We start from the raw sequence: 12624 nt of genomic DNA, 5'->3' as shown, positions 1-12624 counted from the left end.
CTCCCCGGTCGGGGAAAGAGTGGGGCGGCCACCACCCGCGCCCCGCCCAGGAGACCGCCATGCCGCAGATCACCGTCGACTACTCCGCCGAGCTCGACGAGACCTTCGACTTCCACGGCTTCGCGGGGGCGCTGCACCCACTGATCGCCGAGACGGTCAGTACGAAGACCGCCGCCTGCAAGACCCGCTTCCGCCAGGTCGCGGGGACGGCGGTGGCGGACGCCCCCGACGGCGACGCGATCGTGCACATCGAGATCGCGATGCTGGCCGGCCGTACCCCGGAGCTCAAGGCGCGGCTCGCCGAGTCGGTACTGGAACTGCTGGCCGGCCACATCCGGCCGACCGACGGGCTGACCCTGCACCTCTCGGCCGAGACCCGCGACCTCGACCCCTCCTACCGCAAGCGCTGAGCCGGCGCCGGCTCTCGCTACGGCAGCTGCTGCGGGGGCACGGCCGGCACGGCGGGCGCCAGCGCGGAGAGCCGCACCAGCAGGTCTGCGAACGGCCCGTCCGCCGGCTCCCGCGCGAGGACCCGCAGCACGATGCCCGCCATCTCCTCGTTGTACGCGGCGCTCACGGCGATCAGCGCCGCGAAGTCGTGCACGAGCTGCAACTCCAGCTCGGCGCGCGGGATGTCCCGTCCGTCCAGCCAGATCAGCGCCGTCGACTCGGCCAGCGACACCCAGGACCGTACGACCAACACCAGCCGGGCCGGGGGCTCCTCGACCCCCAGGTGGGCCAGGATCTGCTCGCAGGCCGCCTGCCGCACCCCGTCGATCATCGCGTTCGCCGTGGACGAGCCCACGGCCGGGCCGCCCCGCATCAGCGCGGCGAACCCCGGACCGTGCTCGTCGACGAAGGCGAAGAACCGCCCCATCACCCGCAGCAGCCGTGCGCCCAGGGGGCCTTCGCGCGGCTCCACGAACCGGGTCGCCAGCTCGTCGGCCGCCCGGCGCAGCGCCGCCTCGTACAGACTCTGCTTGCCCGGGAAGTAGTGGTAGACCAGCGGCCGCGAGATCCCGGCGGCGGCGGCGATCTCGTCGATCGACACCTCGTCGGGGGAGCGGTGGCTGAACAACTCCAGCGCGACACCGATCAGCTGCTGCCTGCGCTCCTCGACGCCCATCCTGCGCCGCACCCCGGTCGTCATGAGGAACAGCGTACCGACCGGCGCGGCCGGGGCGCGGCGCGCGGGTCCCGTCCCGGCCGCCTACAGATCGAGCACCAGCCGCTCGCCCCGGCACCGTGACACGCAGATCAGCATCGAGTCCCGCCGCTCCGCGTCCGTCAGCAGATCGTCCCGGTGGTCCACCTCGCCCTCCAGGACGCGCTGTTGGCACGTACCGCAGAAGCCCTGCTCGCAGGAGTACGCGAGGTGCGGCAGCTCGGCGCGCACGGCGGCCAGCGCCGACCGGCCCGCCGCCACCCGGACCGTGCGGCCCGAGCGGCGCAGCTCCACCTCGAAGGCCGCGGAGCCGGTGGCGTCCGGGGCCGCCGCGGAGAAGCGTTCCAGGTGCAGGGTGCAGCCGGGCGGGAGCGCGGCGGCGACCGCCTCCATCAGGGGCTCCGGGCCGCAGCAGTGGACCGCCGTGCCCGCCGCCGCGTCCGCCAGTGCCGCGGCGACGTCCGGGTGGCCCGCCTCGTCCTGCGGTACGAGGGTGACCCGGCCGCCGTCCGCGTCCAGTTCCCCGATCTCCTCCAGGAACGGCATGGTCGCCCGGCTGCGGCCCCCGTACAGCAGCCGCCAGTTGGCTCCGGAGGCGGCGAGCGCGCGCAGCATCGGCAGGATCGGTGTGATGCCGATGCCGCCCGCGACCAGGACGTACGCGGGGGCGTCCGCCAGCGGGAAGCGGTTGCGCGGGCCGCGGACCTCGACCTCCTCGCCCACGTGGAGCCGTTCGTGCACCTCTCTGGAGCCGCCCCGGCCGTCCTCGGCGAGCCGGGTCGCGACGGTGTACGAGTCGGGGTCGGCCGGGTCGCCGCACAGCGAGTACTGGCGGATCAGCCCGGACGGCAGCACTAGGTCCAGATGGGCGCCGGGCTGCCAGCGCGGCAGGCCGGAGCCCTTCAGGCGGAGCAGCACGACCCCGTCCGCGGGGGTGGACCGCTCGGTGATCAGCAGCCGCAGGCCGGTGGTGGAGCGGCGCCGCGAGTGGCCGGAGACGGGCTCCTCCAGCGCGGGCAGCGGCCACAGCGGGGACTTCTCTATGCGCCGGCGCATCGCCCGCCTGGCGAGCAGCGCGGCACCGGCCACCACGACGGCGGTACGCAGCCGGGGGAGGGGCAGGGGCATGGTCAGCCGGCTTCCGTGGTGCGGGCCTCGGCGGCGACCGCGGCGGGCGAGTGGGCGAGGTAGTCGACGGCCTGCGCCGTACTGCCCTCCTGGGTGGGGTGGTACCCGCGGCTCAGATAGCGCGGGATCGAACGCAGCATCGAGGGCGTGCTGGGCAGGGTGCCCTGCCTGCCGCTGTTGTAGAACTGCCGGAACGACGCCTTGCCGCCCAGCAAGCCGGGGTCGTTCTCCATGAAGAACCGGGCACCGCGCTGCCAGAGGAAGGCCAGTGCGGAGAACGCCGTCGCCCAGGTCCGCACCCGCCGCCGGTATCCGCCGTCGACATGCGTGAACACATCGAAGGCGACCGACCGGTGCTCGACCTCCTCCGCGCCGTGCCAGCGCAGCAGATCCAGCATCGTGGGGTCGGCGCCCCGCCGGTCCAGCTCCTCGGCGTTCAGTATCCAGTCACCGAGGAACGCGGTGTAGTGCTCTATCGCGGCTATCGTCGCCACCCGCTCCATCAGCCACCACTCGCGTGCCCGCCCCGGCGGCAGCGTCCGGTCGCCGAGCAGCTTCTCGAAGAGCCAGTCGACCTGGGCCGTGTACGGGGTCGGGTCGAGGCCCAGCTCCCTCAGGTGCGGGAGTACGTCGTCATGGGCCTGGGAGTGCATCGCCTCCTGGCCGATGAACCCGATGACGTCCTCACGCAGTCGCTCGTCATGGATGTACGGAAGCACCTGGCGGTAGACGTGGATGAACCAGCGTTCCCCGGCCGGGAGCAGCAGATGGAGCACATTGATGGTGTGCGTGGTGAACGGATCGCCCGGCACCCAGTGCAGGGGCGTCCTGTCCCAGGAGAAGGAGACCCGGCGGGCCTTGAGCGCGATCCGCTCCGACGCGACCGCCGCTGGCTGCGTGTTAGACATGTTGTCAATGTACTGAGGGGTAGGCCCGGGGAATAGGGGCCTGCGGCGACTTCCTGAGCCCGTCCCCGCCGGCCCGAGCTCACCGCAGAGCCCTGGCCCGGCTGCCGTCGGCCAGCCGCCCGTCCAGATCCGCCCGGTCCCCCGCACCGGCGGGCACCGTGAGCAGCCGCCCCCGCGTGCTCCCCGCCACCCCGCCCGACGTGGTCAGCGAGGTGAACTGCTCGCTGCCCGCCGCGAGCACGTACCACCGGCCGCCGTGCGACTTCCACAGCACACCCGCCAGTACTCGCGGCATGCGCGAGCCGCACGCGGGGGAGTCCTCGGAGCGCGCCGCGACGGCCCCCTGCGGACGGCTCCCGGACGGCCGCGCGGACGGCGCCTGGAACTGGGCGAGGACCCGGCTCCCGGTGCCCCGCCAGGTCTCCGCCCGGGTGCACAGCCACTGGGCCGAACCGCCCCCCTCGGGCAGCGGCTGCGTCGCGTACGTCCAGGAGTTGACCGACCGCACACCGTGCGAACGCACCGCGGGCAGCAGACAGGCGGTCCGCGCCCAGCTCTCGAACTCGGCCCGCCCCGACACGTCGTGCGGTTTCGATGGCGGGCCCGAGGTCAGCCGGGCCGGGGCGAGCTCACCGAGATCCGTCATCAGGCGGACCGCCGTGCCGTCGGTCAGTGCGACCGCGTCCCAGGACCGGCAGCCGTCCGTGGCCCCCGCAGTGGTCAGCGCGTCGGTCACCCCGTCCGGGGAACGGTGCAGCGGGCGCGGCGCACGGTCCGGCGCGAGCAGATCCCGTACCGACACCTGCCGTACCCAGGGCGCCGTCAGATAGCGGACCCGGCCCCCCGCGCGGTCCACCACCAGGGCGCCCGACGACGTCGCGTCCGCCCCGTCGACCCGGGCGAAGTCGAGCGCCGCGCCCTCGGACGGATCGGCGTTACGGGGCTCCGCGTACCGCACGACGCGCAGCCCGTCGTAGAACAGCACCACCGCCGACGCGCCCACCTCGCCCGCGTACAGCAGCTGCGGGGCCCCCATCGGCGGCCCCGTGGGCGTCCGCGGCGTCGCCGACGTCCGCACCCCGCTGCCCGGCCGCGCCCATACCGTCAGCGCCCGCCGCAGCAGCCGGGTGTCCTCGGTGCGGTCGCCCCGGGTGGGCCAGGCGGTGAAGTCGGTACGCGGTGAACGCCGCCAGAACGACGCCGTCACCATCCGCAACGCCCCCGGATCCAGGGCCTCCTCGGCGGCCGGATTGCGCGCGTACGGCGGCGCGGCCGGCCCCTCGCGCCCCCAGCCGCCGCCCGGCAGCCCCAGCAGCGTCCCGCACACCACGAGCGCGGCGGCGGCGGCCAGCGCGGCCCGCGCGAATCTGCGGCGGCGCGGCAGATCCGGCGGCCCGGCCCGGAGCGAGCACGGGTCGAACCCGGGCGAGGAGAGCAGCGCGTACGGCGCCGGCACCCCGTCCGCCTCCCGCAGGGCCGCGTGCGGGTCCGTCACCCCGGCGGCGGCCAGCTCCCGCCGGACCTCGCCGTCCGCGAGCGATTCGAGGCCACGCAGGACGAACGCGGCGCGCGCCGGTCCGCTCAGCGCCGACAGCCGCTGCTCCAGCGCGAGTTCGCCGGCCCCACCGGAGTGCGGGAACAGCCGCAGCCCCCAGACCAGCGGAAGGACGGGCGGCAACGGGGAGCGCCACAACCGCAGCCGCAGGGGCATCCCCGCCGCCAGCGCGCCGCGCAGCACCTGCCGCCTGACGTACGCGTAACCGGGCGCGGCGGCCTCCGCACGGCCGGGGCGGCGCGGCAGCGGGACGCCCGAGCCGCCCGCCGGACCGGCCCCGCGCGCGGACTGAAGGGAGCGCTGGGCCAGGGCGTGGGCCGCGAGGACGCGCCGGCTGCGGCTCAGCGTGGGCGGCAGGGCGAGATAGCCGAGCCGGACCAGTCTCGGGTAGTGCTCGACGAGCGAGGCCTCGGCCTGCTCCGCATCGACCGGGGCGGCGGCTGACGGTACCTCTGGCAGTGGGCGCACATTCAGCTGAACGAGCGAATCGTGCGATGGTCACTCCGGGCCGGGTGCCTCTGGGATCGCTCCCCGTCCCAGGCCTCAGGCGAAACGGGCCAGTTGAGGATCGACGGGCGCCGCCGTCATCCGGTTGGCGAGGGTCGACACGGTGTAGGCGCCGATCCCCAGGACCACTTCCAGCGCGTTGCGGGCGGTGTGGCCGTGCGCCAGGAACGACTGGAGTGCCGCGTCGTCCACGGCCCCGCTCGTGTCGATCACGGCAAGGGTGAACTGCCGTACCGCCTCAAGTCGTTCGTCCGGAAGCGGCAGCGGGCTCCCGCCGCGCAGGGCGGCGATGAGTTCGCTGTCCGCGCCGAGGGCGGTGAGCTTCGCGGTGTGCATCGCCACGCACAGGTGACAGCCGTTACGGGTGGCCACCGTCATGATCAGGACCTCGCGGGAGAGCTGGTCCAGGGTGGTCGACTCGAAGAGCGCGCTCATCCTCAGGAAGCCGTTGAGCAGCTCCGGCGAAGAGGCGAGCAGGCCGACGGCGGCGGGCAGATGGCCCTGCTTCGCCGCCACGGCCGCCATGGCGGGGCGGGACTCGGCGGGAGCGGATTCGAGGCTGTGCTCGGGAAAGGGAGAGGGGAAGGGGGAGCGGAGGGGGGAGTGGGGGTGGGCGTGGTCGGGGGAGACGGGCGCGGGCATGGCTGACCTCTCGCGGTAAACTCGACAACGTGATTGACGAAAAGGTAAACCAGGTTGTCGAGTACCGCAATGGCTGAGCGCACGGGAGAGGCCTCTCCGGGCGGCGCCGGCGCGGGCTTCGAGCTGCCCCTGCTGCTCTTCGCCGGCTTCCGGTCGATCATCGACGACCTCCACCGCGAGCTGGCCGAACAGGGCCACCCCGAGGTGCGCCCCGCGTACGGCTACGCGCTCCAGGCGGTGGGCCGTGACGGGGCGACCGCCAGTGAGATCGGCCGGCGGCTGGGCGTCTCCAAGCAGGCCGCCGGGAAGACCGTCGACCGGCTCGAAAGCCTCGGTTACGTCGAGCGCGCCGACGATCCGCAGGACGGCCGCCGCAAGCTGGTCCGGCTCTCCCCGCGCGGGGTCGACGTACTGGTGCGCTCCGCCGAGGGCTTCGACCGGCTGCGCGCCGGATGGGTCCGGACGCTCGGCGCCGAACGGGTCGCCGCCCTGGAGTCCGACCTGCGCACCATGGCCCCCGCGGACGCCTTCCGACTCGACGCGACGAGCTGGTTCAACGGCTGACCGGAACCGGTGAGGGCTTGGACTTTACGGGCGAGAGATAGGACGTATCTGTCAGGCACCCTTCCCGCGGGCCACTCGCTGCGGCAACATGCACGCGTCGGTACCCAAGAGATCCGACCACTCGTGGTCGAGAATGGCAGGGAACCATGGCACGACGCACCCATGTCCTCAGCGCGCTCGCGCTGGCGGCCGCCGCCGCGCTCATCCCCGTACAGGCCACGGCGCAGCAGACCGCGCGGCCCGCCACCCCCTGTGGCGGGCCGGTGAGACCCGCGTCGCAGATGACGGTCGAGGCGTGCGACAGCCCGGAGCGGATCATCGAGAAGGCCGCGAACGTCGTCCCCACTCCGGGCCAACTCGCCTGGCAGCAGCGGGAGGTCACCGCCTTCACGCACTTCGGGATGAACACGTTCACCGGCCGTGAGTGGGGCTCCGGCACGGAGGACGAGAAGCTGTTCGCGCCGCAGAGCATCGACGCCGACCAGTGGATGCGCGCCTACAAGGCCGCCGGCATCAAACAGGTCATGCTCACCGTCAAGCACCACGACGGCTTCGTCCTCTACCCGAGCCGCTACACCGACCACTCGGTCGCCCTCAGCCCCGGCAGCCCCGATGTCGTCGCCCTCTATGTGAAGGCCGCCCGCAAGGCGGGCCTGAAGGTCGGCCTCTACCTCTCGCCCTCCGACGGCGCGGAACTCCCGCACGCCTGGCACGCCGAGTGGGTCGAGGAGATCCGCGCCAAGCAGGCCGAGGGCAAGCCGCTGAGCCTGCCGGAGCAGATGGCGCTGGAGGACGGCGACCGCGCCCCCGCCGGCCAGGGCCGCTTCGGCAACGGCAGCGCCGTCACCGAGCGCACCATCCCCACCCTCGTCCCCGGCGACGACCGCGCCGCCCGGGTGAGGAGCGGCAAGCTGCCCACCTTCAAGGTGAAGGCCGACGACTACGACACGTACTACCTCAACCAGCTGTACGAGATCTTCACCCAGTACGGCCCGGTGGAGGAACTCTGGCTGGACGGCGCCAACCCCTGGTCCGGCTCTGGCATCACGCAGAAGTACGACGTCAAGCAGTGGTTCGACATGGTCAAGGCCCTCTCGCCGAACACCGTCGTCTTCCAGGGCCCGCAGGGCGTCCGCTGGGTCGGCAACGAGTCCGGCGTCGCCCGCGAGACCGAGTGGAGCGTCACCCCGCACATCACCGACCCGTGGACGGGGCTCGGCAGCCTCCCCAACGACTCGACCGACCCCGACATCGGCTCCAGGGGCAGGCTCCTCGACCCGGAGATCAACTACCTCCAGTGGTACCCGGCCGAGGCCGACGTCTCCAACCGCCCCGGCTGGTTCTACCACCCCGACGAAAAGCCCAGAACCGCCGCGCAGTTGATGGACCTGTACGAGAAGAGCGTCGGCCGCAACGCCTCGCTCCTGCTCAACGTCCCGCCCGCGCCGGACGGCCGGATCGCCGGCGAGGACGTCGCGTCGCTGACCGCCTTCGGCGCCGGTCTGCGCCGGGTCTACGGCGCCGATGTGCGCAAGCAGGGGCCGGGGCCGTACACCTTCGACCGGGTCGCCGTCCGTGAGGACATCCGGCACGGACAGCGGGTGGAGAAGTTCGCCGTGGAGGCCCGGATCGACGGTACGTGGCAGCGGATCACCGAGGGCACCACCATCGGCCACGAGCGCATCCTGCCGCTCCCCGCGGCCGTCACCGCCTCGGCCGTCCGGGTCAGGGTGCTGGAGTCCAGGGCGAAGCCGTACCTGGGAGCCACGACGCTGCACCTCACCACCGCGCCCGCCACCCCCTAGGGCATGACCTAACCCCGGTCGAGATACGCCAGTACCGCGAGAACGCGGCGGTTGTCGTCGTCGGAGGGCGGCAGGCCGAGCTTCCCGAAGATGTTCGAGGTGTGCTTGGCCACCGCCCGCTCCGTGATCACCATGTGCGAGGCGATCGCCGCGTTCGAACGGCCCTGGGCCATCTGCTCCATGACCTCCCGTTCACGCGGCGTCAGCCCGCCCATCGGCTTGTCCTGCGAGCGCCGCGACAGCAACTGCGAGATCACCTGCGGGTCCATCGCGGTGCCGCCCGCCGCGACCCGGCGGACCGCGTCGATGAACTGCTCGGCGTCGAAGACCCGGTCCTTGAGCAGATAGCCGATGGCGCCGTTGCCGTCCGCCAGCAGCTCACGTGCGTACAACTGCTCGACGTGCTGGGAGAGCACGAGCACCGGCAGACCCGGTCGCGCCCGCCGGGCCGCCAGCGCGCACTGCAGCCCCTCGTCCGTGTGGGACGGCGGAAGCCGGACGTCGACAACGGCGACGTCCGGCTTCAACTCGGCGAGGGCCCTGGTCAGTTCGGGTCCCGTCTCGACGGCGGCCGCGATCTCGAAGTCGTACGCCTCCAGCATGCGCACCAGGCCGTCGCGCAGCAGGAAGAGATCTTCGGCTAGGACAACTCGCAAGGGATCTCCATGGTCACCATGGTGGGACCGCCCGCGGGGCTGCTGACGGCCATGATGCCGTCGAATGTACCGAGTCGGCGTTCGACCCCGCTCAGGCCCGAGCCCGAACCGGTCGTCGCACCGCCCTTCCCGTTGTCCGTGACGGAGATCCGCAGCATCCCCTGCGCATCGTGCAGATCCACCCAGATCCGGTCGGCGCCCGAGTGCTTCGCGGCGTTCGTCAGGATCTCGCTGACCGCGAAGTACGCGGCCGACTCCACCGGGGCCTCCGCGCGACCGCTCAGCTCCACGTCCACCTCGGTCCCGATCGGCATCCGCAGCGCAAGCGCCTTGACCGCGTCCCCGAGCCCGCGCTCGGCCAGGACCGGCGGATGGATGCCCCGCACGAGATCGCGCAGCTCCGTGAGCGCCTCCGCGGACGACGCGCGGGCCATCGCCAGGAGCTTCTTCGCCTGCGCCGGGTCCTTCTCGACCAGCGCCTCGATGGTGCCCAGATTCATGCCCATGGCGACCAGCCGGGCCTGGGCACCGTCGTGCAGATCGCGCTCGATGCGCCGCAGCTCCGAGGCGGCGGTGTCGACCGCCTCGTGCCGGGTCTCGGTCAGCCGGTCGATGCGCAGGGCCAGTTCCTGTTCATGGGTGGGGGCCAGCACCGAGCGCGCGATCACGAAGTGCGCGTGCAGCAGCCGCTCGCTCAGCAGCACCCCGGTCGCGAAGAGCGCCACCCCGAGCCCGGCGGCGGCGAGCCCCGTCGCCTGACTGTCCACGGGGACGAACCCGTACCAGTACCGGTCGTCCGTGAAGACCCGCCACAGCCCCGCAGCCAGGACGAAACCCTCCACTGGGTAGATCATCAGCGCCGCCGCCAGGATCGACACCACGTAGCCGGCCGTCATGTCGACCAGCAGCCACTGGATGTCCCGCCAGGTCGCCGGGTCCTTCAGCATCGCCCCGGTCCGCTCCACCTGTCCGATGAACCCGCTGCGGACATCCTCCGGGATCGGCCGGTACGGCACCGGGATCCGGACGTTTGACCAGGTGATCGCCAGCAGCCGGCGCTGATTGGCGTGCTTGCGCACCGCCGACAGCACGTACGGGGTGGTCACCAGGCCGATGCCCAGCGGGATGAGGACGATGGAGGTCACCGCCAGCACGAACAGCGTGACCGACCCCACGATCGAGGCGAACGACAGCACCAGCCCCCGCCCAGCGGCCAGCAGCGCGCCCCTCGTCCGTCCGTGCGGCGTGTTCATATCGGTCCCTCTTCCCTCGCCGGCACTCGTGGCAGCCCCGGTCCGCACACAGTCTGCCGCCCCGTGCGGCCGGGGCGGCAGCCGTTCCGACACCCGGCCGGGGTGTACCCAGCACCACCCCCGCGACCTCGCCCTACGTCACGGGGAGTGGGTGTTCCAGCGGCTGGGGCGGCGGGCCGCGGGTTCCTAGATTCGAGGTGTCTTCCGACGACTCCTTCCGACGGCTACTTCCAGGGGGCGAACACGCCATGAGGCGTAATCTCGCGGCACGTATCGGTGTGTGGAGCGCACACCACCGAAAGACGGCCATTCTCGGCTGGCTGCTCTTCGTGGTGCTCGCCGCGGGCATCGGCGGCGCGTCCGGCATGGTCGAGATGACCAACGCCGAGAACGGCGCCGGTGACTCGGCACGGGCCGAGCAGATCCTCTCCGACGCCGGTCTCAGCCACCGGGCGGGCGAGCTGGTCATGGTGTCGTCGGCCGAGCCGGACGGCTGGCGGACCGCGGCGCGGGAGCTGACCACCGCCCTCGGGAGGACCGGCGAGGTGACGGGCCTCGCGGCTCCGGTCGCCTCCAGGAACGGCAAGGACGCACTGATCACCTTCGAGATGAAGGGGGACGCCGCCACCGCGTCCGACCGGGTGCAGCCCGTCCTGGACGCCGTCGACGGGGTCCAGAAGCAACGGACGGACGTCACGGTCCAGCAGTTCGGCGACGCCAGCGCCGGGAAGTGGCTCGGCGACCTGCTGTCCGACGACTTCAAGAAGGCCGAGTTCACCGCCGTACCCCTGGCCCTGGGCATCCTGCTGGTCGCCTTCGGCGCCGTCGTCGCGGCCCTGCTGCCCGTCGGGCTCGCGCTGACCGCCTGCCTGGCCGCCTTCGGTCTGCTGTCGCTCGCCAGCCACCAGCTGCACCTCTTCCAGACCACGTACTCCGTGATGTTCCTGATGGGCTTCGCCGTCGGCGTCGACTACTGCCTCTTCTACCTGCGGCGCGAGCGGGACGAGCGGGCGGCGGGGCGCGACGCCGAGACGGCGCTGCGGATCGCCGCGGCCACCAGCGGCCGGTCCGTCCTGGTCTCCGGGCTGACCGTCATGGTCGCGATGGCCGGCATGTTCCTGTCCGGACTGCTCCTGTTCAAGGGCTTCGCACTCGCCACGATCATCGTGGTCTTCATCGCCATGATGGGCTCCGTGACGGTACTGCCCGCACTGCTCTCCTGGCTGGGCGACCGGATCGACGCCGGACGGGTACCCCTGCTCAACCGGCGCGGCAAGCGGGGTACGAAGCAGAGCGGCCGGATCGCCGGCAAGCTGCTGCGCCCCGTCCTGTCGAAGCCGAAGTTCTTCGCCGCCGCCTCGGTCGTCGTGCTGCTCGTGCTGGCCGCGCCCGCCCTCGGCATGAAGACCGAGGAACTCGGCCTGGAGAAGCAGTTCGGCTCCGAATCCCGGCTCGCGGTCGCCTACCGCGACATCAGCGAGGCCTTCCCCGGCGGACCCGCCCCGGCCCAGGTGGTCGTCGAGGCCGACGACATCGAGGCGCCCGGCGTACGCGAGGCACTCGACGGCTTCGACAAGGTGGCCGTCCACCGGGCGCAGAACGTCGCGGAGATCGAGATCCCGCTGCCGCACGGCGAGAGCGATCTGACCGAACTGCGCGAGAAGCGGCTGCCGGCCGCGTTCGACGGAACGGGCGCCCGCGCCTATGTGACAGGTGAGGTGGCCGGGTCCACGGACTTCAACGACCAGCTGAAGCGCGGCATCCTGCCCGTCTTCCTCTTCATCACCGCGGTGACCTTCCTGGTGATGCTGTTCTGCTTCCGCAGCTACGTCATCGCCGTGACCGCGATCCTGCTCAACCTGCTCTCGGTGGCCGCCGCGTACGGAGTGATGGTCGCCGTCTTCCAGCACGGCTGGGGTGCCTCGCTGATCGGCTCGGAGGGCGTCGGCGCCATCGAGTCCTGGATGCCGCTCTTCGTGCTGGTCGTCCTGTTCGGGCTCTCGATGGACTACCACGTCTTCGTGGTCTCCCGGATCCGCGAGGCCCACGGCCGCGGCCTCTCCACCCCGGCCGCGATCGACGAGGGCATCCGGCGGACGGCGGGTGCGGTGACCGGCGCGGCCGTGATCATGGTGGCGGTGTTCGCGGTCTTCGGGACGCTGTCCATGCAGGACATGCAGCAGATGGGCGTCGGCCTGGCCGTCGCGGTGCTGCTGGACGCGACGGTCGTACGGATGGTGCTGCTGCCCTCCGTGATGGCGCTGCTCGGCGAGCGGAACTGGCGGACCCCGCGCGGACTGTCCCGGCTGCCCGCCCTGGACCACAGTGAGCCGGAGCCGGAGCCCGGCCCCGCGGCGCACCCGGTCGGAACGGGGCTGCGCGGCTGACCCCCGGCGAGCGAAGTGGGCCCCGGCCGCGCGTACGTACCGCGGCCGGGGCCC

General features: G+C 72.5%; 11 protein-coding genes. 4 read left to right on the top strand and 7 right to left on the bottom strand.

Features of this window, described 5'->3' with window-relative positions; translation table 11 throughout:
* The first annotated feature begins 59 nt into the window (after positions 1–59).
* On the top strand, positions 60–410 hold the full coding sequence (locus tag ACZ6S6_RS02425) for a 5-carboxymethyl-2-hydroxymuconate Delta-isomerase (protein WP_362965298.1): 351 nt from the start codon (positions 60–62) through the stop codon (positions 408–410).
* Positions 411–427: 17 nt separating this feature from the next.
* Here the strand turns inward: ACZ6S6_RS02425 and ACZ6S6_RS02420 are convergent, their stop codons facing one another.
* From ACZ6S6_RS02420 to ACZ6S6_RS02400, 5 genes are all read right to left on the bottom strand, one after another.
* Positions 428–1150 carry a TetR/AcrR family transcriptional regulator gene (locus ACZ6S6_RS02420; protein WP_469703290.1) on the bottom strand — a complete coding sequence of 241 codons (723 nt, stop codon included), beginning with the start codon at positions 1148–1150 and terminating at the stop codon, positions 428–430.
* A 60-nt stretch (positions 1151–1210) separates the two neighbouring features.
* The gene (locus tag ACZ6S6_RS02415) at positions 1211–2287 is read right to left on the bottom strand and encodes a PDR/VanB family oxidoreductase (RefSeq protein WP_469703829.1); all 1077 of its coding nucleotides are present in this window, start codon (positions 2285–2287) and stop codon (positions 1211–1213) included.
* An 8-nt stretch (positions 2288–2295) separates the two neighbouring features.
* Positions 2296–3201 carry a metal-dependent hydrolase gene (locus ACZ6S6_RS02410; RefSeq protein ID WP_469703288.1) on the bottom strand — a complete coding sequence of 302 codons (906 nt, stop codon included), beginning with the start codon at positions 3199–3201 and terminating at the stop codon, positions 2296–2298.
* A gap of 79 nt (positions 3202–3280) precedes the next feature.
* Positions 3281–5224 (bottom strand): hypothetical protein, encoded by a 1944-nt coding sequence (locus tag ACZ6S6_RS02405; RefSeq protein ID WP_469703286.1) that lies wholly within the window; start codon positions 5222–5224, stop codon positions 3281–3283.
* A gap of 75 nt (positions 5225–5299) precedes the next feature.
* Positions 5300–5788 carry a carboxymuconolactone decarboxylase family protein gene (locus ACZ6S6_RS02400; RefSeq protein WP_469703826.1) on the bottom strand — a complete coding sequence of 163 codons (489 nt, stop codon included), beginning with the start codon at positions 5786–5788 and terminating at the stop codon, positions 5300–5302.
* Between the two features lie 186 nt (positions 5789–5974).
* Here ACZ6S6_RS02400 and ACZ6S6_RS02395 point away from each other — a divergent pair, with 186 nt between their 5' ends.
* Both ACZ6S6_RS02395 and ACZ6S6_RS02390 read left to right on the top strand, forming a co-directional pair.
* Positions 5975–6469 carry a MarR family winged helix-turn-helix transcriptional regulator gene (locus tag ACZ6S6_RS02395; RefSeq protein ID WP_469703284.1) on the top strand — a complete coding sequence of 165 codons (495 nt, stop codon included), beginning with the start codon at positions 5975–5977 and terminating at the stop codon, positions 6467–6469.
* 146 nt (positions 6470–6615) lie between these two features.
* Positions 6616–8274, top strand: a complete 1659-nt coding sequence (locus ACZ6S6_RS02390) for an alpha-L-fucosidase (protein WP_469703282.1) — start codon at positions 6616–6618, stop codon at positions 8272–8274.
* Positions 8275–8282: 8 nt separating this feature from the next.
* Here the strand turns inward: ACZ6S6_RS02390 and ACZ6S6_RS02385 are convergent, their stop codons facing one another.
* Positions 8283–8930: a response regulator transcription factor gene (locus ACZ6S6_RS02385; RefSeq protein ID WP_362965309.1), complete on the bottom strand. Its 648-nt coding sequence runs from the start codon at positions 8928–8930 to the stop codon at positions 8283–8285.
* The gene (locus ACZ6S6_RS02380) at positions 8915–10183 is read right to left on the bottom strand and encodes a sensor histidine kinase (protein WP_469703280.1); all 1269 of its coding nucleotides are present in this window, start codon (positions 10181–10183) and stop codon (positions 8915–8917) included. The genes ACZ6S6_RS02385 and ACZ6S6_RS02380 overlap by 16 nt, the downstream gene beginning before the upstream one ends.
* Positions 10184–10431: 248 nt before the next feature.
* Here ACZ6S6_RS02380 and ACZ6S6_RS02375 point away from each other — a divergent pair, with 248 nt between their 5' ends.
* Positions 10432–12570, top strand: a complete 2139-nt coding sequence (locus tag ACZ6S6_RS02375; protein ID WP_469703278.1) for an MMPL family transporter — start codon at positions 10432–10434, stop codon at positions 12568–12570.
* The last annotated feature ends 54 nt before the right edge of the window (positions 12571–12624 follow it).

Source organism: Streptomyces sp. NPDC048671 (assembly GCF_055587045.1).
Note: the sequence above shows the minus strand (reverse complement) of the source record. Positions and strands in the feature narration are given on the sequence as shown.